Annotated in this window: 22 protein-coding genes; 9 read left to right on the forward strand and 13 right to left on the reverse strand. The window is 67.5% G+C overall.

The annotated features are described in order from the left end of the window. The first annotated feature begins 18 nt into the window (after nt 1-18). The 3 genes from recR (at nt 19) to AC07YZ_RS00660 (ending at nt 2,303) form a co-directional block, all read left to right on the forward strand. Nucleotides 19-636, forward strand: coding sequence for a recombination mediator RecR (recR, locus tag AC07YZ_RS00650; protein WP_494793314.1), 618 nt, complete (start codon nt 19-21; stop codon nt 634-636). Nucleotides 637-670: 34 nt separating this feature from the next. Then, complete coding sequence (locus tag AC07YZ_RS00655) at nt 671-1,075, forward strand: MAPEG family protein (protein ID WP_226493296.1); 405 nt, start codon at nt 671-673, stop codon at nt 1,073-1,075. A gap of 172 nt (nt 1,076-1,247) precedes the next feature. Continuing rightward, the gene (locus AC07YZ_RS00660) at nt 1,248-2,303 is read left to right on the forward strand and encodes an ABC transporter substrate-binding protein (protein ID WP_494793315.1); all 1,056 of its coding nucleotides are present in this window, start codon (nt 1,248-1,250) and stop codon (nt 2,301-2,303) included. A 27-nt stretch (nt 2,304-2,330) separates the two neighbouring features. On the opposite strand, the gene AC07YZ_RS00665 is transcribed toward AC07YZ_RS00660, so the two are convergent. Both AC07YZ_RS00665 and gloB read right to left on the reverse strand, forming a co-directional pair. After that, nucleotides 2,331-3,860, reverse strand: a complete 1,530-nt coding sequence (locus tag AC07YZ_RS00665) for a transglycosylase SLT domain-containing protein (protein WP_494793316.1) — start codon at nt 3,858-3,860, stop codon at nt 2,331-2,333. Nucleotides 3,861-3,979: 119 nt separating this feature from the next. Continuing rightward, nucleotides 3,980-4,753, reverse strand: coding sequence for a hydroxyacylglutathione hydrolase (gene gloB / locus AC07YZ_RS00670; protein ID WP_494793317.1), 774 nt, complete (start codon nt 4,751-4,753; stop codon nt 3,980-3,982). 340 nt (nt 4,754-5,093) lie between these two features. On the opposite strand from gloB, the gene AC07YZ_RS00675 reads away from it, so the two are divergent. The 4 genes from AC07YZ_RS00675 to AC07YZ_RS00690 all read left to right on the forward strand — a co-directional run bounded on the left by AC07YZ_RS00675 (nt 5,094) and on the right by AC07YZ_RS00690 (nt 11,024). Beyond that, nucleotides 5,094-5,936, forward strand: coding sequence for a class I SAM-dependent methyltransferase (locus tag AC07YZ_RS00675; protein ID WP_226494746.1), 843 nt, complete (start codon nt 5,094-5,096; stop codon nt 5,934-5,936). Nucleotides 5,937-6,066: 130 nt separating this feature from the next. Next, on the forward strand, nt 6,067-6,501 hold the full coding sequence (gene rnhA / locus AC07YZ_RS00680) for a ribonuclease HI (RefSeq protein WP_494793318.1): 435 nt from the start codon (nt 6,067-6,069) through the stop codon (nt 6,499-6,501). A gap of 137 nt (nt 6,502-6,638) precedes the next feature. Further along, nucleotides 6,639-7,907, forward strand: a complete 1,269-nt coding sequence (locus AC07YZ_RS00685) for an efflux RND transporter periplasmic adaptor subunit (RefSeq protein WP_494793319.1) — start codon at nt 6,639-6,641, stop codon at nt 7,905-7,907. Between the two features lie 33 nt (nt 7,908-7,940). Next, complete coding sequence (locus AC07YZ_RS00690) at nt 7,941-11,024, forward strand: efflux RND transporter permease subunit (RefSeq protein WP_494793320.1); 3,084 nt, start codon at nt 7,941-7,943, stop codon at nt 11,022-11,024. Between the two features lie 73 nt (nt 11,025-11,097). Here the strand turns inward: AC07YZ_RS00690 and moeA are convergent, their stop codons facing one another. The 4 genes from moeA to AC07YZ_RS00710 form a co-directional block, all read right to left on the reverse strand. Continuing rightward, the gene (moeA, locus tag AC07YZ_RS00695; protein WP_494793321.1) at nt 11,098-12,375 is read right to left on the reverse strand and encodes a molybdopterin molybdotransferase MoeA; all 1,278 of its coding nucleotides are present in this window, start codon (nt 12,373-12,375) and stop codon (nt 11,098-11,100) included. Beyond that, nucleotides 12,372-13,010: a molybdenum cofactor guanylyltransferase MobA gene (gene mobA, locus AC07YZ_RS00700; protein WP_494793322.1), complete on the reverse strand. Its 639-nt coding sequence runs from the start codon at nt 13,008-13,010 to the stop codon at nt 12,372-12,374. The genes moeA and mobA overlap by 4 nt, the downstream gene beginning before the upstream one ends. A gap of 162 nt (nt 13,011-13,172) precedes the next feature. After that, nucleotides 13,173-14,309, reverse strand: a complete 1,137-nt coding sequence (moaA, locus tag AC07YZ_RS00705; RefSeq protein WP_494793323.1) for a GTP 3',8-cyclase MoaA — start codon at nt 14,307-14,309, stop codon at nt 13,173-13,175. Nucleotides 14,310-14,424: 115 nt separating this feature from the next. Further along, on the reverse strand, nt 14,425-15,246 hold the full coding sequence (locus tag AC07YZ_RS00710; protein ID WP_494793324.1) for a metal-dependent hydrolase: 822 nt from the start codon (nt 15,244-15,246) through the stop codon (nt 14,425-14,427). A gap of 142 nt (nt 15,247-15,388) precedes the next feature. On the opposite strand from AC07YZ_RS00710, the gene AC07YZ_RS00715 reads away from it, so the two are divergent. After that, on the forward strand, nt 15,389-16,015 hold the full coding sequence (locus AC07YZ_RS00715) for a TetR/AcrR family transcriptional regulator (protein ID WP_494793325.1): 627 nt from the start codon (nt 15,389-15,391) through the stop codon (nt 16,013-16,015). A 76-nt stretch (nt 16,016-16,091) separates the two neighbouring features. On the opposite strand, the gene AC07YZ_RS00720 is transcribed toward AC07YZ_RS00715, so the two are convergent. Next, entirely contained in the window at nt 16,092-18,155 is a 2,064-nt protein-coding gene (locus AC07YZ_RS00720; protein WP_226493285.1) for a sodium-translocating pyrophosphatase, read from the reverse strand. A 310-nt stretch (nt 18,156-18,465) separates the two neighbouring features. On the opposite strand from AC07YZ_RS00720, the gene ppa reads away from it, so the two are divergent. Beyond that, nucleotides 18,466-19,002, forward strand: coding sequence for an inorganic diphosphatase (ppa, locus tag AC07YZ_RS00725; protein WP_494793326.1), 537 nt, complete (start codon nt 18,466-18,468; stop codon nt 19,000-19,002). A 117-nt stretch (nt 19,003-19,119) separates the two neighbouring features. Here ppa and AC07YZ_RS00730 read toward each other — a convergent pair whose 3' ends face one another. The 6 genes from AC07YZ_RS00730 to AC07YZ_RS00755 all read right to left on the reverse strand — a co-directional run bounded on the left by AC07YZ_RS00730 (nt 19,120) and on the right by AC07YZ_RS00755 (nt 22,788). After that, the gene (locus AC07YZ_RS00730; protein WP_068168598.1) at nt 19,120-19,524 is read right to left on the reverse strand and encodes a bactofilin family protein; all 405 of its coding nucleotides are present in this window, start codon (nt 19,522-19,524) and stop codon (nt 19,120-19,122) included. Between the two features lie 4 nt (nt 19,525-19,528). Next, nucleotides 19,529-20,047 (reverse strand): hypothetical protein, encoded by a 519-nt coding sequence (locus AC07YZ_RS00735; RefSeq protein WP_494793327.1) that lies wholly within the window; start codon nt 20,045-20,047, stop codon nt 19,529-19,531. Between the two features lie 45 nt (nt 20,048-20,092). Then, nucleotides 20,093-20,689, reverse strand: a complete 597-nt coding sequence (locus AC07YZ_RS00740; RefSeq protein ID WP_226493282.1) for a bactofilin family protein — start codon at nt 20,687-20,689, stop codon at nt 20,093-20,095. A 23-nt stretch (nt 20,690-20,712) separates the two neighbouring features. Next, the gene (locus tag AC07YZ_RS00745) at nt 20,713-21,153 is read right to left on the reverse strand and encodes a polymer-forming cytoskeletal protein (RefSeq protein ID WP_494793328.1); all 441 of its coding nucleotides are present in this window, start codon (nt 21,151-21,153) and stop codon (nt 20,713-20,715) included. Next, complete coding sequence (locus tag AC07YZ_RS00750; RefSeq protein WP_494793329.1) at nt 21,144-21,461, reverse strand: hypothetical protein; 318 nt, start codon at nt 21,459-21,461, stop codon at nt 21,144-21,146. Before AC07YZ_RS00750 ends, AC07YZ_RS00745 begins: the two co-directional genes overlap by 10 nt. Before the next feature lie 91 nt (nt 21,462-21,552). Continuing rightward, nucleotides 21,553-22,788, reverse strand: coding sequence for a GNAT family N-acetyltransferase (locus AC07YZ_RS00755; RefSeq protein ID WP_494793330.1), 1,236 nt, complete (start codon nt 22,786-22,788; stop codon nt 21,553-21,555). Nucleotides 22,789-22,852: the final 64 nt, after the last annotated feature.

The following is a 22,852-nucleotide window of genomic DNA, read 5'->3' on the forward strand; positions in this document are numbered from 1 at the left end:
TCAAAAAACAAGATTCCCATGGCCGAAAACCACCCCCTTGAACTGCTCGTTCAGGCGTTGCGCCGCCTGCCGGGGGTGGGTGTGAAGTCCGCCCAGCGCATGGCCTACCACCTGCTGCAGCACGACCGCGAGGGCGCGCTGCACCTGGCGCAGGCCCTGCAGCACGCCTGCGCCGAAGTGCGTCATTGCGCGCTCTGCCACACCTTCACCGAAGACGAGGTGTGCGCCACCTGCCGCGACCCGCGGCGGGACCACAGCCAGCTGTGTGTGGTGGAGAACCCGGCCGATCTGGCAGCCATGGAGCGCACCGGTGCCTACAAAGGCTTGTACTTCGTGCTCATGGGCAAGCTCAGCCCGCTGGACGATGTGGGCCCGCGCGACATCGGCCTGCAGAAGCTCTTTGACCGCGTCGACGCGCCCGCCGGTGGCGAAGCCGGCGCTGAGCGCGAGGTGCGTGAGGTGATCCTGGCGACCAACTTCACGGCCGAGGGGGAAACCACGGCGCACGTGATCGCGCAGGGGCTCAAGGCCCGGGGCGTCAACGTCACGCGGTTGGCGCGTGGCGTACCGGTGGGCAGTGAACTCGAATATGTGGACCTGGGCACCATCGCCCATGCCCTGGTGGACCGGCGCTGAACCACGCGCCGGGTGACAGAAAGACCTTTCATTCATGAAATTTGCGGGCCTGACCCTGGCTTATTGGGCTGTCCTGGTGACGGCGTTGTTGCCTTTCCTGTGTGGCTACCTGGCCAAGTGGGGCAAGCTGGGCAAGTCCCGGCGCGAAGGGGGCTATGACAACCACAACCCGCGCGCCTGGCTGGCGCGCCAGACCGACTGGCGCGCACGGGCCAACGCCGCGCAGTCCAACAGCTTCGAAGCACTGCCGTTGTTCATGGGGGCGGTGATCATTGCCCACCAGATGGGGGCGCCGCAGGTGCGCCTGGACCTGCTGGCCTTCGTGTTCGTGGTGCTGCGGCTGATCTACATCATGATGTACGTGGCCGATCTGGCCCTGGCGCGCAGCATGACCTGGACCTTGGCGCTGCTGGTGAACATCGCCATTCTGTTCGTCTGAACACCGGGTCTTTCTGACCGTCCCCCGGTCCGTGCAAACGCGGGGCAACCGGTTACTTTTGCTTGCGTTTTCCCTCGGTGGAAACCCGCTCGGGATTGATCCCGATGCGGTCGGGGCCGGCCTCGCTTAGCCTTGCCTGTCGCTTGAGTACAAGTGCAGGAAGGGATGTTTCATGTGGACTCGTCGTGGGTGGTGTCGGGTGTGCGCGTCGGCGCTGCTGGGCACGCTGCCGCCCGCAACCTGGGCTCAGGCTCCCAGCCCGGCGCCCTTGCCTCGCGCGGGCGGCTCCCGCGTGGTGGTGGCGGTGGAAGACAAATCGGCTTTCTGCTACCTGCCGCTGACCGTGGCCGAGCGCATGGGCTACTTTGCCAGCGAAGGGCTGGACGTGCAGGTGCGCGAGTTCACCGACCGCGGGCAGGCCCTGCAGGCGGTGCTTCTGGGCTCGGCGCAGGTGTTCTCAGGGCCTTACAGCAGCATCATCAACATGCAGGCCCGTGGCCAGATGTTCCAGTCGTTCGTGCTGCAGGGGCGTGCGCCCCAGATCGTGCTGGGTGTCTCTCTTCAGACGCTGGGGCATTACAGCGGGTTGCGGGACCTGCGTGGCAAGAAGCTGGGCATCATGGCGCACGGCTCGGGCACGCACCGGGTGGCGCGTCTGGTGCTGGCGCGCGCCGGGCTGGGCGTGCAGGATGTTCAGTACACACCCTTGCCCAGTGCGACTTCCGCGGTGGCGGCGTTTCGTGCCGGAACGATCGATGCGATCTGCTACACCGACCCGGTCATCACGCAGCTGGAGCAGGGGGGCGAGTTGCGGGTGGTGGCCGACACGCGCACCGTGCGTGGCAGCGCCGAGGTGTTTGGCGGGACCTTGCCGGCGGCCTGTCTGAGCGCGCCGGGTGCTTTTCTTGCTGGCAACGCACGCCAGTGCCAGGCCCTGGCCAATGCGATGGTGCACGCCCTGAAGTGGCTGCAGACGGCAGGCCCGTCCGACATCATCAAGGCGGTGCCGGAGCACTATTTCCTGGGTGACAGGGCGTTGTACCTGGCCGCGTTCAGCCGGGCGCGTGAAGCCTGGGCGCCCGACGGTGTGATGCCGGAGGATGGGCCGGCCACCGCGGCGCGCATGCTGGCGTATTTCGACCCCTCGGCGCCGTTGCAGCGGGTGGACCTCGCGCGCACCTTCACCAACGATTTCGCGCGCAAGGCCAAGGCCCGGTTCAAGGCCTGAGCCGCGCACCCATCCGTCGTTTCAGTTCTAGTTCTTCTTGCTGGCCGCCACCTTGGTGACCGCGCGTTTGGACGATGTGCGGGCCTTGGCGGTGCGGGTGCCGGTCTTCTGGACCGCTTTCTTCCTCGTGGCGACCTTGACGGATTTTTTCGCGCTCCGCGAACTGGCCACCGCCGGGCGCTGCGGCAACATCAGCGTGACGCGCTGGCCCGGTTTGAGCCGCGCGTTGATCGCCAGGCTGTTCCAGCCGGCCACGCTGACCGCGCTCACGCCGTAGCGGCTGGCCAGCCGGCTCAGGGTGTCGCCTTTGCGCGCGCGCACCGTGCTGCGTCGCAGCATCACCTCGGGTTGCAGGCTCAGGTGCCCGTTGTCGGCCACGTGCAGGGGCACGTCGCCGTTGCGCGCCTGGGTGCGGGGCACCAGCAGGCTGGAGCCGGCGCGCACCTTCATGCGCGGCGGGATGTTGTTGACTTCGCGCAGCTCGGATTCGCTCATGCCCACCCGGGCGGCCGCCTGCGCGGCCGTCATGGTGGTGGGCACGACCCAGGCGGTCCAGCTGGCCAGCGGGCCCGCAAAGGTCTGCAGGTTCTGCTGGAACACCACCGCGTTGTCCCAGGGCAGCAGGATGTTGGGCGTGCCCGCGGCCATCACCACCGGGCGGCTGAGCGAGGGGTTGAGCGCGCGGAAATCCCTTTCGCTGACGCCGGCGAGCTGGGCGATGACGGCCACGTCCATGTCGCGCTCCAGCGTGACGGTGTCAAAGAACGGGTGGTTGCCGATCAGGGGCAGGGTGGTGTTGAAGGCCTCCGGCCGGCTCAGGATGTTCTTCACGGCCTGCAGCTTGGGCACGTACATGCGGGTTTCCATCGGCATGCCCAGGTCGAGGTAGCCGGTCGGCTGGCCCAGGCGCTGGTTGCGCGTGATGGCGCGGTTCACATTGCCCTGACCCCAGTTGTAGGCGGCCAGGGCCAGGTGCCAGTCGCCGAAGCGGCCGTGCAGCTGCTGCAGGTAGTCGAGCGCGGCGCGGGTGGAGGCCAGCACGTCGCGCCGGTCGTCGCGAAAGATGTTCTGCTTGAGATCGAACGATTCACCGGTGGCGGGCATGAACTGCCACATGCCGGCCGCGCGCGCACTGGAAACCGCTTGGGGGTTGAAGGCGCTTTCAATGAAGGGCAACAGCGCCAGCTCCATCGGCATGTTGCGGCGCTCGATCTCTTCGACGATGTGGAACAGGTAGCGGCTGGAACGCTCGGTCATGCGCTGGATGTAGTCGGGCCGGGTGGCGTACCACTGCTCGCGGTCGCGCACCAGCTCGTTGTCCAGGTCGTTCATGGCGAAGCCGCGCCGTATGCGGTCCCACAGGTCGGTGGGGGCCGCGAGGGTGACCACGGTGGGCAGGTTGGTGCTGGCGATGCCGATTTCGCTCAAGGGCGCGTTGGGGAACACGCTGGGGGCCGGCGGGGCCGTGCTGGCCGTGGAGCCCGGAGTCGTGGTGGCCGGGGATGTGGTGCCCGGTGGAACCGAAGCACAACCCGCGAACAGCAACACAGAGGCCACCAGTGTGAAGAACCTGAAGCGCGCCGGTTGCGCTGACGGGCGCGGCGAACCGATGCGAGCGGAGCCATTCAGCGACGCTGCGGAAAGAAGGTGAGCGGGAGCGGTGGGCATGGCAAGGGTCATCTGAAGTCGTTTTTCCATTCACGAAGCGTGGCGAACAGGCTCACGTCGTCGTCGGGTGTGTGGGGAGCGTGGGCGATGGCGGCCCGCCGCACGGCCGTCTCGAGGGTGCGCAGAAACGGATTGATCCGTTTCTCGAGTCCGATGGAGCTGGGCAGCGTGGGAAAGTTCAGCGCGCGCTGTTGCTGGCAATGCGCGGCGTACTCGGCCAGCGCGGCGTTGCCCGGTTCCACCGCCTGCGCGAATTTCAGGTTGGACAGGGTGTACTCGTGGGTGCAGCAGACGCGGGTGTCGTTGGGCAGGGCGCTCAGACGGGTCAGCGAGTCCAGCATCTGCGCGGGCGTGCCTTCGAACAAGCGGCCACAGCCACCCGAAAACAGCGTGTCGCCACAGAACAGCAGGGGCGCACCGTCCACGTCGGCGCAGTGGTACGCGATGTGCCCGGCGGTGTGGCCGGGGACCTCCAGCACCTCGAACACCAGACCCAGGGCTTCGACCCGATCGTGCGCGGACACGCGCCGCAGAGGTTCGGGCATGGGTTCGCGGGCCGGGCCGATCACCCGTGCGCCGGTGGCCTGCCGCAGCTCGGCCACGCCACCGGTGTGGTCCGCGTGGTGGTGGGTGATCAGGATGGTGTCGAGCGCCAGACCCTCATGTTCCAGCCACTGGCGCACATGGCTGGCCTCTCCGGGGTCGACCACCAGTGCGCGACCTTGATCGTGCAAGACCCAGATGTAGTTGTCGGTGAAGACCGGAATGGGGTGTAACTGCATGGAAATCGTTCGGTTCGCCAGCGCAATGCGCGGGCCTTCGGCCCGGCCGCGCCACCCTTGCGGGCCACGGCAGCTGGCGGCCCGAGAGTATCGCAGAGGAGCTGGTCTGTCCGTGTTTCAAAAACGAACCGACGGACGGCCCTGGCCCGCCCGTCAGGAAGGTCGGCCAACCGCGGCGGATGAGCCCCCGGGGCGGAGCCCTCCAAGGGCCCGGTGGCGGTGGGCCGGGCGACCGATTACGATGGCCTCCGCTTGACGGCGGGCTGCCCTTGCCCGCTGTGCCACCCGGAGACCGTTTGCATTGAACCCCGACACCACCCCGGGCCTGCCGACCGATGGCATGACCGACTGGCTGCGCACCGCACCTGGACAGTACGTGCTGGGCTGGGAACAGGCCCAGTTCGATCTGGCCGTGGCCGACCTGTTCGGATACAACGCCTTGCAATTGGGCCTGCCCGAGCTCGCCACCCTGCGGGCCAACCGCATGCCACACCGCTGGCTGGCGCTGCCCGAGGAACTGGTGGCGCCCGATGCGCTGCTGGCGGGAGGAAGCTTCAACGGCGGGCAAGACGCCTCCCGAACGGGGGGATCGACCCCGAATCGGGGTGCTGCGCAGCCACCGGGGCCGTCGCGCGTGGCCCTGATCACCGACGCCGCGGCGCTGCCGTTTCCCGCCGCCTGCTTGGACCTGGTGGTGCTTCCGCACACGCTGGAACTCAGTGCCGACCCGCACCACGTGCTGCGCGAGGTCGAGCGGGTGCTGGTGCCCGAGGGCCGGGTGGTGATCTCGGGCCTGAATCCGGCCAGCCTGTGGGGCCTGCGGCAGGGGCGCGGCCGGCTCGGGTCCCGCCTGGGCCTGACGGCGCTCGGCGCCGAGAGCCTGTACCTGCCCGAGGCGGGCGAGTTCATCGGGCCCTGGCGTCTGCGCGACTGGCTGCGCCTGCTCAGTTTTGAAGTAGAGTCGGACCGCTTTGGCTGCTACCGGCCCGCGGTGCGAACCGAAAAGTGGTTGCAGCGAACGGCCTGGATGGACCGCGCCGGCGCACGCTGGTGGCCCATTTTCGGCGCGGTGTATTTCGTGGTCGCGGTCAAGCGGGTGCGCGGCGTGCGCCTGCTGGGGCCGGCCTGGAAACCGCGGCGCGCCAGTTCGGCGGCCCCGGTGTCGGTGGCCCACCGACACTGAGCGCAGGGCCGCTCGGCCCGCAACGCGTGAAACGACGCACAGGCCAAGGCCGGCGCGCAACCGCCCCTCGACTGGCTCAGGACGGGCCGCAGCCGGGGAGGTGTCCTGTTTTTTCTCTGGAGCATATCGATTGAACCATGTGGTGATCTACACCGACGGCGCCTGCAAGGGCAATCCCGGCCCAGGCGGCTGGGGCGTTTTTCTCAAGGCTGGCGGACACGAAAAGGAACTCTGGGGCGGTGAGCGCGTGACCACCAACAACCGCATGGAACTCACCGCCGTGATCGAGGGCCTGGCCGCGCTCAAGCGGCCGTGCAAGGTGTCGGTGTACCTCGACAGCCAGTACGTGCGCAAAGGCATCACCGAGTGGATCCACGGCTGGAAGGCCAAGGGCTGGAAGACCGCTGCCAAAGAGCCGGTGAAGAACGCCGACCTGTGGCAAAAGCTCGATGCGCTGGCGCACGACGGCGTGCACCACATCGAGTGGCACTGGGTCAAAGGCCACGCGGGCGACCCGGGCAACGAGCGTGCCGACGCCCTGGCCAACCGGGGCGTGCCGGGCTGAAACCCGCGGTGTCCTGCGGTCGGTCAGGGCGATTGAACTTCCCCAGGCCATGGCCGCTCTTGACTGATACATTGCAACTTTTTGTTGGCAGCGGCGCCAAGGCTGGCGACGAATCCCCGATCCAGACGCTTCAAACCATGGCAAACAAGACGCTTTATGTGGTGGTGGCCGCTGCCGGCCTGGGGCTGGCGTCCGCTGGCGCCTGGTGGTTCCAGCACCGGGCGGCGCCGGCTTCGGCCAACGCCACAAGCGCGGACCAGGCATCGACCGGTGCCCGCCAGGGATCGACCGGCGCGCCGGCGGGCCGTGCCGGGGGAGCCACCGGCATGCCGGGGGTCGAGGTGGCGCAGGTCAAGACCCTGCGCATCCAGGACGACGCCCAGGCCGTGGGCACGCTGCGTTCGCGCCAGAGCGTGACGCTGCGTCCGGAGGTCAGCGGGCGCGTCGCCCAGATCGCCTTCGCCGACGGCGCCCGCGTGCGGCGCGGTCAGTTGCTGGTGCAGCTCGACGACGTGCTGCAGCGCGCCGAACTCAGCCAGGCCCAGGCCCAGCTGTCGATGGCGCGCGCCAATTTCAAACGCAACCAGGAACTGGTGGCCGAGAACTTCGTGGCGCGGCGCGTGCTGGACGAAAGCCAGGCCAGCCTGCAGGTGGCCGAGGCCCAGGTGGCGCTGGCGCAGGCGCGTCTGCAGCGCATGCGCATCACCGCGCCGTTCGATGGCACGGTGGGTCTGCGCAGCATCGATCTGGGCGACTACGTCAAGGACGGCGCGGACCTCGTCAACCTGGAAGACACCTCGGCCCTGACGGTGGATTTCCGCCTGCCCGAGCGTTACCAGACCCGCATCGCCGCGGGCCAGACCGTGCAGGTGACGCTGGACGCTTTGCCCGGCAAGGCCTTTGCCGCCCGGGTGCAAGCGGTGGACCCGCTGCTGGACGCCAACGGCCGCTCGGTGGCCGTGCGCGCGCTGCTGCCGCCTTCGCCCGACGCCGATCTGCGCCCCGGCATGTTTGCCCGCGTGCTGACGATTTTTTCGGTGAACGACAAGGCGCTGGTGGTGCCCGAAGAGGCGATCGTGCCGCAGGCCGGCAAACAGTTCGTGTTCCGCCTGGAGAAAGAAGGCGAGGGCGATGCGCTCAAGCTGGTGTCGCGCCGCACCGAGGTCCAGGTGGGCGTGCGCCAGGGCTCGCAGGTGCAGGTGGTTACCGGGCTGAGCGAGGGTGACACGGTGGTCGTGGCCGGTCAGCAGCGGCTGCAACGCGATGGCACGGCCGTGCGGGTGGTGGAGATGGGTGCGCCTGAAGCGAGGCCCCGTGAGACGGCTCCGGCCGCCGGCCCGGATGCCGCACCGGCCACACCGGCGCCCGCGCCCGCCGGCGTCCGCCCGGTGCCGGCCGCCAGTTGACGCGCCAGGCGCCTTTGCACAGGAACAGCCCGCATGCAATTGCCTGAAATATCCATCCGCCGGCCGGTGTTCGCCTCCGTGCTGTCCATGCTCATCCTGCTGGTGGGCTGGGTGGCGTTCAACGGCCTGACGGTGCGCGAGTACCCCAAGATCGACGAGCCCACCGTCACCGTCAGCACCACGTTCACCGGGGCCTCCAGCGAGGTGGTGGAGTCGCAGGTCAGCAAGACGCTGGAAGACTCGCTCGCCGGCATCGAGGGGGTGGACATCATCACTTCCATCAGCCGGCAGGAGCGCAGCCAGATCACGGTGCGCTTCAAGCTCGAGCGCGACCCCGACTCGGCCGCGGCCGACGTGCGCGACAAGGTCAGCCGTGTGCGCCAGCGCCTGCCCCAGGGCATCGACGAGCCGGTGATCGCCAAGGTCGAGGCCGACGCCTTTCCGGTGATCTGGCTGGCCCTGAGTTCGGACACCCACGACTCGCTGCAGCTCTCCGACTTCGCCAACCGCCTGGCCAAACCGGTGCTGCAGACCGCGCCCGGCGCTGCCGACGTGCGGGTGTACGGCGAGCGCAAGTACGCGATGCGTGTCTGGATCGACCCGGACCGTCTGGCCGCCTACAGCCTGACCGTGCAGGACGTGGAAGACGCGCTGCGGCGCTCCAACCTGGAGGTGCCGGCCGGGCGCATCGAAAGCACGCTGCGCGAATTCAACGTGACCGCGGCCACCGACCTGCAGACCCCGGCGCAGTTCCGCGACGTGGCCCTGCGCAACGTCAGCGGGCAGACCATCCGGCTGGGCGACGTGGCGCGTGTCCTGCAAGGCCCGCAGGACGAGCGCACCTCGGTGCGCCTGAACGGCCGCGACTCGATTTCGCTGGGCGTGATCCGGCAGGCCACCGCCAATCCGCTGGAGCTCTCGGCCGGCGTGCGCGAGCTGCTGGAAAAGGTCAAGAAGGACCTGCCGCCCGGCGTGAACGTGGACATCGCCAACGACAACTCGGTGTTCATCGACCGCTCCATCAAGGCGGTCTACCTCACCATCGCCGAGGCGGTGGTGCTGGTGGCGCTGGTGATCTTCGTGTTCCTGCGCACCTTGCGCGCGTCCATCATCCCGCTCATCACCATTCCGGTCAGCCTGATCGGCTCGTTCGCCCTGATGGCGCTGTTCGGCTTTTCCATCAACACCCTCACGCTGCTGGCCCTGGTGCTGGCCATCGGGCTGGTGGTGGACGACTCCATCGTGATGCTGGAAAACATCTTCCGGCACATCGAAGAGGGCTTGAAACCGTTCGACGCCGCCATCAAGGGCGCACGTGAAATCGGCTTCGCGGTGGTCGCCATGACGCTCACGCTGGCCGCGGTGTACGCGCCGCTGGCCTTCACCCCCGGGCGCACCGGGCGCTTGTTCGCCGAGTTCGCGCTGGCGCTGGCCGGGGCCGTGGTGGTTTCGGGTTTCGTGGCGCTCACGCTCTCGCCCATGCTGTGCTCCAAGCTGCTGCGGCACAACCCCAGGCCCACGCGTTTTGACGGTTTCATGGAGCGTGTGCTGGTGGCCGCCACCCGGGTCTACAGCTCGGCGCTGGCGCTGGCGCTGCGGGCGCGCTGGCTGGTGGTAGGCGTGATGGTCGCCAGCGCCCTGGGCAGCTGGGCCCTGCTGCAGACCACCAAGCAGGAGCTCGCCCCGCTGGAAGACCGGGGCGTGATCCTGGCCAACATCAACGGGCCGGACGGCGCCACCCTGGCCTACACGCGCCGCTACGCCGAAGCGATCGAACGCATCGGCCAGGACTATCCCGAGTTCGACCGCATCTTCAGCAACATCGGCAGTCCCACGGTCGCGCAGGGCAGCGTGTTCCTGCGCGCCAAGCCCTGGGAAGAGCGCAGCCGCACCACGCAGGAGATCGCGCGCGAGATCGCGCCGCGCCTGGCGGCCCTGCCCGGCATCAGCGCCTTCCCGATCACGCCGCCTTCTCTGGGCCAGGGTTTTCGCGAGCGGCCGATCAACTACGTGATCGTCACCTCCGACAGCTACGACAACCTCGCCCGCGTGGTGCGCGAGTTCCAGGACGCGCTGGCCAAGAACCCCGGCTTCGTGCAGGTGGACACCGACCTGCGGCTCAACAAACCCGAGATCCGCATGGACGTGGACCGCGAGCGCGCGGCCGACATGGGCGTGAGCGTGGACGCCATCGCACGCACCGTGGAGACCCTGCTCGGCGGGCGCACCGTGACGCGCTACAAACGCGAGGGCGAACAATACGACGTGGTGGTGCAGACCGACAGCGCGCAGCGCAGCACGCCCGACGACATCGACCGCCTGTTCGTGCGCGGCCGGGACAACGCCATGATTCCGCTGGCCTCGCTGGTGAAGATCCGCGAGGTGGTGGTGCCGCGCGAACTCAACCACTTCGGCCAGCGCCGCAGCGCCTCCATCACGGCCAATCTCTCGCCCGATCTCGCGCTGGGCGATGCGCTCCAGTTCATGGACGCCACGGCGCGCGAGATCCTGCCACCGGGCTACACCACCAACCTCAACGGCCAGAGCCGCGAGTTCCGCAACTCATCGGGCTCGCTGGCCATCGTGTTCGTGCTCTCGCTGCTGTTCATCTACCTGGTGCTGGCCGCGCAGTTCGAGAGCTTCATCGACCCGCTGATCATCATGCTCAGTGTGCCCCTGTCCATGTTGGGCGCGCTGCTGGCGCTCAAGCTCAGCGGCGGCACGCTCAACGTGTTCAGCCAGATCGGGCTCATCACCCTGGTGGGGCTGATCACGAAACACGGCATCCTGATCGTGGAGTTCGCCAATCAGCTGCGTGAACAGGGCCTGGGCATCCTCGACGCCGTGAAGCAGTCGGCCGCGTTGCGCCTGCGCCCCATCCTCATGACCACCGGCGCCATGGTGCTCGGTGCCCTGCCGCTGGCGCTGGCCACCGGGGCCGGGGCCGAGAGCCGCCAGCAGATCGGGTGGGTGATCGTGGGTGGCATGAGCCTGGGCACCCTGCTCACCATCTTCGTGGTGCCGACCATGTACACGCTTCTGGCACGCAAGAAGCACGGTTCGCGTGTGCTGCCGACGGCCGCGGCGCAGGGCACGGATCTGCTCAGCGCCAAATAGCGCGCCCCAAGAACCAAAGAATCCAAACAAGAAAGCCACCCGAGGGTGGCTTTCTTGTTTGGGAAGCGCTGGCTCAGACCACGCCGTCGAACATCATCACATCGACCTCGTCGCCCACGGCCACGTTGCCCTGGCCGTGGTGCAGCACGATCAGGCCATTGGCTTCCACCATGGAGCGCAGCACGCCCGAACCCTGGTTGCCGGTGGTGCGCACGGTCAGGCTGCCGTCGGCCGAGCGCGTGACGATGCCGCGCTGGTATTCGGTGCGGCCGGGTTTCTTGCGCAGGGGCTCCAGGCTGTGGGCCTTGAGCAGCACGGGTTCGGCCCCGGTGCTGCCCATCATGCGCTGCAGGGCAGGGCGCACGAAGGCCAGGTAGGTGACCATCACGGCCACCGGGTTGCCGGGCAGACCGAACAGGACAGCAGACTTTCCCGATTCCGCGATGCGGCCCACCGCCATCGGTCGGCCCGGGCGCATCGCGATGCGCCAGAAAGCCACGTCACCCAACTGCTTCATCATGGCCTTGGTGTGGTCGGCTTCGCCCATGCTCACGCCGCCGCTGGTGATGATGGCGTCGGCCTGGGTCGTCGCCTGGCGGAACGCGGCTTCGAGCAGCGCCGGCTGATCGCCCACGACACCCATGTCGATCACCTCGACCCCCATGCGCGTGAGCAGGCCGAACACCGTGTAGCGGTTGCTGTCGTACACCGCGCCCTCACGCGGCGCCTCGCCCAGGCTCAGGATTTCGTCGCCGGTGGAGAAATAGGCCACCTTGACGCGGCGAAACACCGGCACGGCGGGCAGGCCCAGGCTGGCGATCAGGCCCAGCGCGGCCGGGCCCAGGGTCTGGCCACGGCGCAGCGCGGGCTGGCCCGCCATCAGGTCTTCGCCCGCGAAGCGGCGGTTGTCGCCGGCCTTCACCACACCGGCCGGGATGTGCACGCGGTCGCCGTCGAGCGTCACGAACTCCAGCGGCACCACCGTGTCCAGCCCGGCGGGCATGATGGCGCCGGTCATGATCTTCAGGCACTCGCCTGCGGCCACCGTGCCGCTCCAGCCCTTGCCGGCGAAGGCCGTGCCGGCCACGCGCAGGCTCAGGGCTTGCCCGGCTCCCAGCTGGGTGCCGTCGAACGCGAAGCCATCCATGGCCGAGTTGTCGTGTGGCGGCACGCTGATGGGCGAGACCACGTCTTGCGCCAGCACCCGGCCCAGGGCGTCGAACACGCCCACGTCTTCGGTCTCGGTCACCGGCTCGACCAGGCGCGCCAGGAACTGGTTGACGTCGGCCGCGCTCAGGGCCTGCGGGTCGTAGCCCTGCAGCTCGGCGGCGATCTGTTCAATGGTTTTCATGGCCCGTCGGAATCAGGGTTTTCCAGCGCGTGCAGCTCGGCCAGCGTGTTGGTGTTGAAGAAGGCCTTGGGGTCGTCGCCGGGCCGGTCGAACGGCACCACCACCGTGCGGTGCTGGTCGGTCCAGCGGTCGATCTTGCGGCCGCCCGCCTGCGTGAAGGCCACCAGGCTTTCGAGCAGTTGCACCCGCATCAGGCAGAACACCGGCTGGGTGCGGAGCTGCCCGTCGTCTTCGCGCGCCGCGGCCATGGCGATCTCCGTGCTGTCGTCGTCGAAGGCCTGGGCCAGGCGCTGTGCCAGATCAAGCGGGAACAGCGGCGAGTCGCAAGGCACGGTCAGCAGGTACGGTGTTTCACAGCGCTCCAGCCCCGTCAGGAAACCGGCCAGCGGCCCGGCGTAGTCACTCAGCGTGTCGGGCCAGACCGGCGAGCCGAAGGCCTCATAGGCCGAGAGATTGCGGTTGGCGTTGACCATCAGATCGCCGATCAGCCCACCCTGCTGCATCTGCAGCCGCAGCAAGGCCTGCAGCGCCAGCGGCGTGCCGTTGAAGTTCTGCAGGCCCTTGTCCACGCCGCCCATGCGGGAGCCGCGGCCGCCGGCGAGCACGAGGGCGGTGATTTCAGAAGCTTGGATCAAGATAGACCTTGCGAAGTAGAAGCATGTGCCAGTGAGTAGCGCGAAGGATGTTTCCGGGGCGAAGTGACTGAAACCAAGGATGCGCTGGAACCGGCTTTGCCGGGCCACTCGCATCGCCCGTTTGAGGGGGTGACGCCGAAGGCGGCCCGGGGGCGGAGCCATCTACCCACCGATGTAGCTCATCTCCACACGTCGTGTCCCCGTGGACGCGTCCGGCGGCAGGCTGGCGCGCAGCTCGGAATAACGGTTGCTGCGGCCCTGCCAGATGGCGGCGATGGCGCTGGCGAGCTCTTCGTCGCTGGCGTTGCCGCGCACCAGCGGGCGCAGGTCGTGGCCCTGGCTGGCGAACAGGCACAGGTAGAGCTTGCCCTCGGTGGACAGGCGGGCGCGGTTGCAGTCGTGGCAGAACGCCTGGGTGACGCTGCTGATGACGCCAATCTCCCCCGCCTGCACGTCGTGCTGGCCGTTGGCGTCGGCATAGCCCCAGCGCTCGGCGGTTTCACCGGGCGCCGAGGGATCGAGCTGCACCAGGGGCAGTTCGCTTTGGATCAGCCGCACCACATCGGCGCTGGGCAGCACCTCGTCCATGCGCCAGCCGTTGGTGGCGCCAACGTCCATGTATTCGATGAAGCGCAGCACGATGCCTGTGCCCTTGAAATGGCGCGCCATGGGCAGGATCTGGTGGTGATTGGTGCCGCGCTTGACCACCATGTTGACCTTGATCGGGCCCAGACCCGCGGCCTGAGCGGCGTCGATGCCGCGCAGCACGTCGGCCACGGGAAAGTCGACGTCGTTCATGGCGCGGAAGATGGCGTCGTCCAGGCCATCGAGGCTGACCGTGACCCGCTGCAGGCCGGCGGCCTTGAGCGAAGCGGCTTTGCGCTCCAGCAGGGAGCCGTTGGTGGTCAGCGTGATGTCCAGCGGACGGCCCTCCACCGTGCGCAACGCGGCGAGCTGTTCGATCAGGACTTCGATGTTCTTGCGCAGCAGCGGCTCGCCGCCCGTGAGCCGGATCTTCTGCACGCCGTGGGCCACGAACTGGCGCGCGACGCGCGTGATTTCCTCGAAGCTCAGCAGCGCGCTGTGCGGCAGATAGGGGTAGTCCTTGTCGAACACGTCCTTGGGCATGCAGTAGCTGCAGCGGAAGTTGCAGCGGTCGGTCACGCTGATGCGCAGGTCGCGCAGCGGACGGCCCAGCGCATCGCCCAGCAGGCCGGTGGCGGCGATGGGCGCCAAGGGGACGGCCGCCAGCCGCGTGGCGCTGCGCTGATCGACCAGGGGAATGACGCGTTCGGACATGCCCTTGATTATGGGCGAGGACCCATCCGTCCGCACGGACGGACCCGGTGCCACAGGGGTCTAAAAATGGGTTTCCGATCTTCCTGGGCCAGCGCAGGTGCCCGGCGTGGCCGGATCACGGCGCGCTCACCGGGGTGAACAGGCGGGCGTTCTCGCGCAGCCAGCGGGCCGACAGATCGCTCGATTGTTGTGCCGGGTGGAAGTCCGGCCGGAAGTACGCGCGCCAGGGGCGGTAGCTCAGGCGCAGAAGTCCCTCGCGACCGAGCAGGTGGTGCGCGGCGCTGCGCCAGGTGCTCCAGCGCCAGAGCGTGCCGTCGTGCCGCAGGTTGTTGACCGTCTGGCGCAAGGTGTCGGAGAGAAAAATCCAGGTCACCCGGCGCATCCACTTCACGCGCCAGGCATGGCCGCCGCCGAGGGCCTGGTACAGATCGAACGCGGTGCATTTGTGCTCGGCTTCTTCGGCGCTGTGCCACAGCCAGAGGGCCTGGAGCCGGGGCTCGCAGCCGTCGAGCAAGCTCGCGTGAGACAGCATCCACTCGGCGAACAGGGCGGTGAAATGCTCGTTCGCCGCGGTGATGGCCAGACCGTGGCGCAGGTCCGTTCCTTCGAGCAGCCGCAGCCGTTCACGGGCTCGCGGTTCCCATTCGTTGACCAGACCGTGCTTCTCAATCTGCGCATTGAACAGCGCGTGGATGCGGCGATGCGTGGCTTCCTGCCCGATGAACCCCTGCACCTCGTCTCTGCGCTGGTCCTGCTGTTCAGCGGGCAACGCCTTGAAGCCGTTGCGCACCGAGTCGATGAAGAACTGCTCGCCGACCGGAAAGCTCATCGACAGGGCATTGAACCAGGCGCTCAGGAAGGCGTCGCCGTTGCACCAGTGGCGTTGCAAGGGTTGCTCCAGGTCGATCAAGAGGCGGCGGACCATCAACTCGGTCATGGCTTGTACGGTGCGGTGTCCGGGTTGGTACTGATGAGTACCGTGGCGGTCATGCTGATCGCCACGGCCAGTCCTGTCAAGCGGGGAAACGGGCACCCACCCGGCGGTCTTCTGCCCGATGGGCGGACTAAGATGCCCCATCATGAATGTCCAGGAAGCCAGCGCCCCCGAGGCCGAACAGCACGAGCACCGTCAGCGCATGATGCGCGCCATGGCTGCCGTGGCGGCGGACAAAGGTCTGTCGGCCGCGACCATCGCCGACATCGTGCGCGAGGCCGGCGTGTCCAAACGCAGTTTCTACGAGCATTTCGACAGCAAGGAGGCGTGTTTTCTGGCCTTGTACCGGGCGGCCAGTGCCTCGGCCCTGCGCACGCTGAGCGATGCGGTGCAGCCCGATCGGCCGTGGCAGGCCCAGCTGGAGCACGCGCTGGGGGCCTATTTCTCGCATCTCGCCGCCGGCCCCAGCCTGTTGCGCAGCCTGTTCGTTGAAATCCACCACGTCGGTCCCGCTGGCATGGCCGTGCGCCGCACCGTGATGCAGCAGATGGCCGACTTCCTGATGCGCACGGTGAACGGTGCCGATGACCGCGGGCCCGCCTCCGGTTACCCGGCACTCACCCCCACCATGGCCATGGCCGCGGTGGGCGGCATCAACGAACTGGTGCTCGACATCATCGAGCGCGGCGCGGCCGACCAGTTGGCCAGCCTGGCGCCTCGCGCCAGTGAAATCGTGCGGGTGCTGACCCGCACGCAGCTCGCCGGTCTCTGAGCGTTGGCGGACGGAACAGGCGCCCCATGAAAAACGGCCCGCTGTGGCGGGCCGTTTTGCTTCGAGAAGGCCGGTCTCAGGCGGCCATGGGCAGCAGCGGCACGATCAGCAGGGCCACGATGTTGATGATCTTGATCAGCGGGTTCACAGCCGGGCCAGCGGTGTCCTTGTAGGGGTCGCCCACGGTGTCACCGGTGACGGCCGCCTTGTGGGCCTCGCTGCCCTTGCCGCCGTGGTGGCCGTCCTCGATGTACTTCTTGGCGTTGTCCCAGGCACCGCCGCCGGTGCACATGGAGATCGCCACGAACAGGCCGGTCACGATGGTGCCCATGAGCAGGCCGCCGAGCGCCTTGGGACCCAGGAACAGGCCGACCAGGATGGGAACGACCACCGGGAGCAGCGAGGGAATCACCATCTCCTTGATGGCCGCGGTAGTCAGCATGTCCACCGCGCGGCCGTACTCGGGCTTGGCCGTGCCTTCCATGATGCCTTTGATCTCGCTGAACTGGCGGCGCACTTCCACCACCACCGCACCGGCCGCGCGGCCCACGGCCTCCATGGCCATGGCGCCGAACAGGTAGGGGATCATGCCGCCGATGAACAGGCCCACGATCACCATCGGGTCGGAGAGGTCGAAGCTGATCTGGTGGCCGTAGGACTCCAGCTTGTGGGTGTAGTCGGCAAACAGCACCAGCGCGGCCAGACCGGCCGAGCCGATGGCGTAGCCCTTGGTCACGGCCTTGGTGGTGTTGCCCACCGCGTCCAGCGGGTCGGTCACGTCGCGCACGCTGCTGGGCAACTCGGCCATTTCGGCAATGCCGCCGGCGTTGTCGGTGATGGGGCCGTAGGCGTCCAGCGCGACCACGATGCCGGCCATGCTGAGCATGGCGGTGGCCGCGATGGCGATGCCGTAGAGGCCGGCGAGCGTGTAGGACGCCAGGATGCCGACGCACACGAACAGCACGGGCCAGGCGGTGGAGCGCATGGACACGCCCAGACCGGCAATGATGTTGGTGCCGTGCCCGGTGGTGGAGGCCTGTGCGATGTGCTTGACCGGTGAATACTGGGTGCCGGTGTAGAACTCGGTGATCCAGACCAGCGCGGCGGTGAGCGCCAGGCCCACGGCGCAGGCGCCCCACAAACGCAGCTGGCTGCCGCTGGTGGTGATGGCGTTGTCCGGCATGATCCAGGCGGTCACGAAGTAGAACGCGATCAGCGACAACACACCGGCGATCGCCAGGCCCTTGTAGAGCGCGGGCATCACGTTCTTCATGCCCGGGCTGGCCTTGACGAAGAAGCAGCCGATGATGGAGGCGATGATGGACACGCCGCCCAGCACCAGCGGGTACATCACGGCCTGCATCGGTGCGGCGGTGATCATCAGGGCGCCGAGCACCATGGTGGCGATGAGCGTGACCGCGTAGGTCTCGAACAGGTCGGCGGCCATGCCGGCGCAGTCGCCCACGTTGTCGCCCACGTTGTCGGCGATCACGGCCGGGTTGCGCGGGTCGTCTTCGGGGATGCCGGCTTCGACCTTGCCCACCAGATCGGCGCCGACGTCAGCGCCCTTGGTGAAGATGCCACCGCCCAGCCGCGCGAAGATGGAGATCAGCGAGGAGCCGAAGGCGAAGCCGATCAACGGGTTCAGCAGCTTGGCCAGGTCTTTGTCGGGTGTCAGGTTGCCGTTGCCCACCAGGAACCAGAAGAATCCGGCCACACCCAGCAGGCCCAGCCCCACCACCAGCATGCCGGTGATGGCGCCGCCGCGGAAGGCCACGTCCAGCGCCGGGCCGATGCCTTTGGTGGCGGCCTGCGCGGTGCGCACATTGGCGCGCACCGACACGTTCATGCCAATGAAGCCACAGGCGCCCGACAGCACCGCGCCCAGCACGAAGCCGATGGCGGTCTGCCCGTCGAGAAAAACAGCGATGAGAATGGTCAACACCACGCCGACGAGGGCGATGGTCTTGTACTGCCGGGCCAGATAGGCCGCGGCGCCGGTCTGGATGGCCCCGGCAATTTCCTGCATGCGGGCGTTGCCCGCGTCCTGAGAAAGAATCCAGCTGCGGGACCAGAAGCCGTAAGCCACGGCCACGAGTCCACACACCAGCGCAAACACCAGCGCAGATTGTCCAACCATAAAGTAACTCCTGCTCGTTTTTGACTTGGAGGGGGCAACGCCTCCGGGGTACCCCCGCTGCGTTGCTTCCTCGCGTCCTTGAACGGCATGTCTGAGAGCATGCTGGGCAGGGCGATTGGCCAACGCCCGGAATTTAGCGGGATTTGAGCCGCTTGGGAAATGATCTGGATCAGAAAGTAAGGCTGGCATCAGTAAAATCAGGGTAAATCCCGCCTGCGTGCGCACCGGTTTGCGCCACCTGTTCGGGTTCCCTGCGCCATGCCTGTGCGCTTGTGACCGCCTCCGATTCCTCAACTCTCAGAAAATCCCCATGTCTCTCGACAACGTCACCCCTGGCAAGAACATTCCCGAAGCGTTCAACGTGATCATCGAAATTCCGATGAACGCCGATCCGATCAAGTACGAAGTGGACAAGGAAACCGGGGCGATCTTCGTGGACCGCTTCATGAGCACCGCCATGCACTACCCGACCAACTACGGTTATGTGCCCAAGACACTGTCCGGTGACGGCGACCCGGTGGACGTGCTGGTGATCACCCCCGTGCCGCTGATTCCCGGTGTGGTGGTGCCTTGCCGCGCCATCGGTATCCTGAAGATGACGGACGAAGCCGGCCAAGACGGCAAGGTGCTGGCCGTGCCGACCGACAAGATCCTGTCGCTTTACAGCCGCTGGCAAAAGCCGGAAGACCTCAACCCGATGCGCCTCAAGGCCATCGAGCACTTCTTCGAGCACTACAAAGACCTCGAACCCGGCAAGTGGGTCAAGGTGCAGGGCTGGGAAGACAAGGCTTCCGCGCACAAGGAGATCATGGACGGCGTCGCCGCCTACAACAAGAAGCAGGGCTGATCAAACGCTGGGCCCTCGGCGGCGCGCCGTGTGCGTGCGGCCAAGAAAACAAAAGGCCTGTACGGCGAACCGTACAGGCCTTTTGTTTTCGGGCGGTGCGCTGGACGCCGCGAGGCTTCAGTTCGGGGCCGCGTCGATGTCTCCGCGGTACTCGATCTTGCCGCGCACCCGGGCGCGTGGGTGCATGTCGATCAGCTCGTCGTAGCTGGCATCGCCGATCAGCGTGGCCGAACCGGTGATTTCCAGCGCCTTGCGCGCGATCACGGTGCCGATCACTTTGCCTTCAATGAACACATAGTCCGCTTCCAGCCGGGTGTTCTCGATCACGCCGGTGGCGCCCACGTGCAGCGTGCCGCCGGTTTCGAAGGTGATGTTGCCCTTGAGCTGGCCGTCGACCTTGATGCCCTGGTCGCGCGTGGTGTGGAAGTTGCCGTCGAAGACAGCACCTTCGGCGATCAGGCTGGTGATGGCCGAGAGGCGCTCGGCGGGGACGAGGCGGGTCGATGCGGGGTTGTGGCTCATGGGGTCAGGGCTCCTTGCTGTGCAACCAGTTTTCGGGTTTCAGATGAGGGGTGGAAGGGGGCGGTGCCGGTGGTGCGGTCTGTACCGCGGCCTGCGCGGTCGTCGCGGTGGGCCAATGGGTGTCGAGCCGCAGGCCCGCGTTGTGCGCTGCATCGACCGGGTCGATGCCCGAGGCGAGGGTGGTACTGGGGGGTGGGTCGTTCGCGGGTGGCGGCAGGACAGGGCCCTGAGGCCCAGGAGCGGACCCCATTGGCGGGTTTGGCGGTGTTGGCGGCAACGGAGCGCTGGATGCCACTGCCGGACGGGCTGTTTCGAAGGGCCTGCGCAGGCTGGGCCAGACACCGAGCCACAACAGGAGGCCCAGGCCGATGATCAGCACGATGGGCAGCACATAGCGCCTCAGGCACCACAGCAGCCAGCGCCCCAGCAGCCGGCGCCGGGCGACCCAGCGGTCGCGTCGCCAACTGGCCCGCAGCGCGGCCTGGCGCACAGCCTCGGTGTCGGGCACCGGCGCTTTCGCCATACGGTGGGGTGGTCGTGCCGATCCGTTCCACAGCATGGAGGACCGTCAGGTGCCCGGCTTCTGGACGGGCACACGCTCCAGCGTGGCGTTGAGGTCGGCGCCATTGACCTGGATGCGTCCATAACGCACCAGGCCATGCACGCTGGCGGTGTCGTGCAACGAGACTTCACCCTGGCCGGAATCCAGAATCCCGTCGGTGTGGCCCATGACGGAGATCTTCTGGGCGGTGATGTCGCCCTTGACGCGACCGGTTTCGGTCACCACCACGGCCACTGCGACGCCGGGGGCCTGCGTCAGATTGCCATCCACCTGACCAGCGATGCTGCAGGGGCCACGCAGTTCGGCGTTGCCCACGAAATGCATGCCTTCGGCCACCATGCTTCGGGCCTGCCCACCTTCGAGGACGTCAACCGGCACGGCCGCATGCACCTGGGGCTGCAGCAGCGGCAGATGCCCCGGCTGGCTCGGCGGCATGGCCCGTCCCACATCGATTTCCAGCGTATTGCCTTCGACCGGCTGCATGCCGTTGTTGTCCTGGAAGTCCTGCGGTGGTGGGGGCGGGTTGTCGTAGTCGTTCATGTCGTCGGTTCCTAAATCCTGTTCCAGGTGGCGGTCGGGGTGCAGATAACGATCGGCTTTCATGGCAGTGGGTCGGATCGAGGGTGTCAAGGCTGGTCGGTGTGCACGTCCTGCAGCACCGGCAGCTTGCTGCCGGGTTTGAGCGTCTTGAATGGCCCCTGCAGATCGGCGCCTTCGTACAGCTGCAGGCGCCGGGCCATGAGCGTGCCGGTGGAGACACCCGTTTTGGACACGTAGGCCATGCCCTGGCATTCGAGGCTGGTGTCGCTCGGGTCGGCGTCCGTCGCGCCCAGTTGCCCAAACAGATAGAAGTCGCCCATCACGCGAACCCTGCCACGAACCACGCCACCTGTCCAGACGATGAGGCGGCCGTTGACACGGATGCGGCCGGAGATTTCGCCCTGCACGAGCAGGCCACCTTCAAACTGCAACTCGCCGCTGAGCCGGCTGCCTGCCGCCACGCGGTTGACCACGTTCATGGCCACCGGGTCGAGCGTGAGCGTGTCCTGAGGGGTCTTCAGTTCCACCGGGTGACTCCCCAGAAAACCACCGAGACCAGCAGGCTCAGCAGCCCCAGCAGGGCGATCCACAGCGCGTGCCGTTCGAGGAAACCCCGCACGGGCCCCGGGCGAAGACGAGGGCGCCCCACCGGGTCGTTGGCATGGCTGAGCACCACCCAGTCGCGCCAGAGCTGTGTCAGGCGGCTCTCCCCGCTGCTCGGGTCGACGTCCAGCCCCTGGGCAGGGCCGCTGGGCACCACACGGCGCTTGCCCAATGAGACCGTGAACGGAGCGCCCACGATGGTCTGGGTGAAAAAAGCGTCGGTGTCGTCCATGTCGGCTGAGTGTAGTCAGTATGTAACCAGACACGGCCATCGCGCGGACCCCGGCGGGCGTGTGGGCCGGTGTGTCCTGGCGTGGCGGCGTTCAGTCGCTATTGTGGGGTATGTGCGCCGATGAACCGTGTGGCGGCGCACGCAGCGGGCTGCGTTGGGCCAGGTGGTCCAGGTACTGCCCGATGCCCGCGCCCTCGCGCTCCAGGAAACGCTCGACCGCGTCGGCGAAGGAGGGGTGGGCCAGCCAGTGGGCGCTGGTGGTTTTGACCGGCAGCAGGGCGCGCGCCATCTTGTGCTCGCCTTGCGCGCCGCCTTCAAAGCGCAGGAAGCCGTGCTCAATGCACCAGGCCAGTGGCTGGTAGTAGCAGGCCTCGAAATGCAGACAGTCCACCCGTTCCAGCGCACCCCAATAGCGCCCATAGGCCACCCGCGCATCGGCATCGAGGGCGATCAGACTGCAGGCGATGGGGTGGCCAGCGCGTTCGGCCACGAACAGCAGCCAATGGTCGGCCATGGTGTGGGCCATGCGCTGGAAAAAGTCGCGATTCAGATAGGGCGCGTTGCCGTGTTCGAGGTAGGTGCGCTCGTAGCAGCGGTAGAAAAATGCCCAGTCCGCGGGCGTGATGTCCTGTCCCCTGGCCCATCGGAAAGTCACCCCGGCATCGGCTACCTTGCGGCGTTCCTGGCGGATCTTTTTGCGTTTTTCCTGCTGCAGGCTTGCGAGGAAATGTTCGAAGTCGGTGAACGGTGTGGAAAGTGCGGAGGCCCCGTTCGTCCAGTGGAACTGCACGGTGTGGCGCAGCAGCATGCCGTTCTGCTCGCAGGCCGCTATGTCCTGCGGTTGGGCGAACAGCAGGTGCAGCGAGGACAGGTCTTCGTCGCGTGCATGCTGAAGCAAGGCGCGCACCAGTGCTGCGCGGGCCTCGGGGTCGCGGGCCAGCAGCCGCGCGCCGGGCACCGGGGTGAATGGCACCGCCACCAGTGCCTTGGGGTAGTAGTCAAGCCCGTGCTGGGCATAGGCGTTGGCCCAGGCCCAGTCGAACACGTACTCGCCGTACGAGTGGTTCTTCAGGTACATCGGGCAGGCCGCGTGCAGTTCGTCGCCACGCCAGAGGGTGACGAACTGTGCCTGCCAGCCGGCCTTCTCCCGCGCACAGCCGCTGTCGTGCAGTGCTGTCAGGTACTCGTGGCGCATGAAGGGGCTGGGATCGGTTTCCAGCGCCAGCAGGTGGTTCCAGGCGGTGGCCGGGATGGCCGCAGGCGAGGCCAGGACCCGGGTGACATAATCGTTGGCGCGCTGGTGCGCAGACACTTTCTGCCCCTTCATGCCATGCCTGAAGGGGGCATTTCCCGGGTGGACGGACGGGGTATCTTTGACCCCGTGGCGGTGG

The sequence above is a fragment of the Hydrogenophaga sp. GW101-3F08 genome (assembly GCF_059424585.1).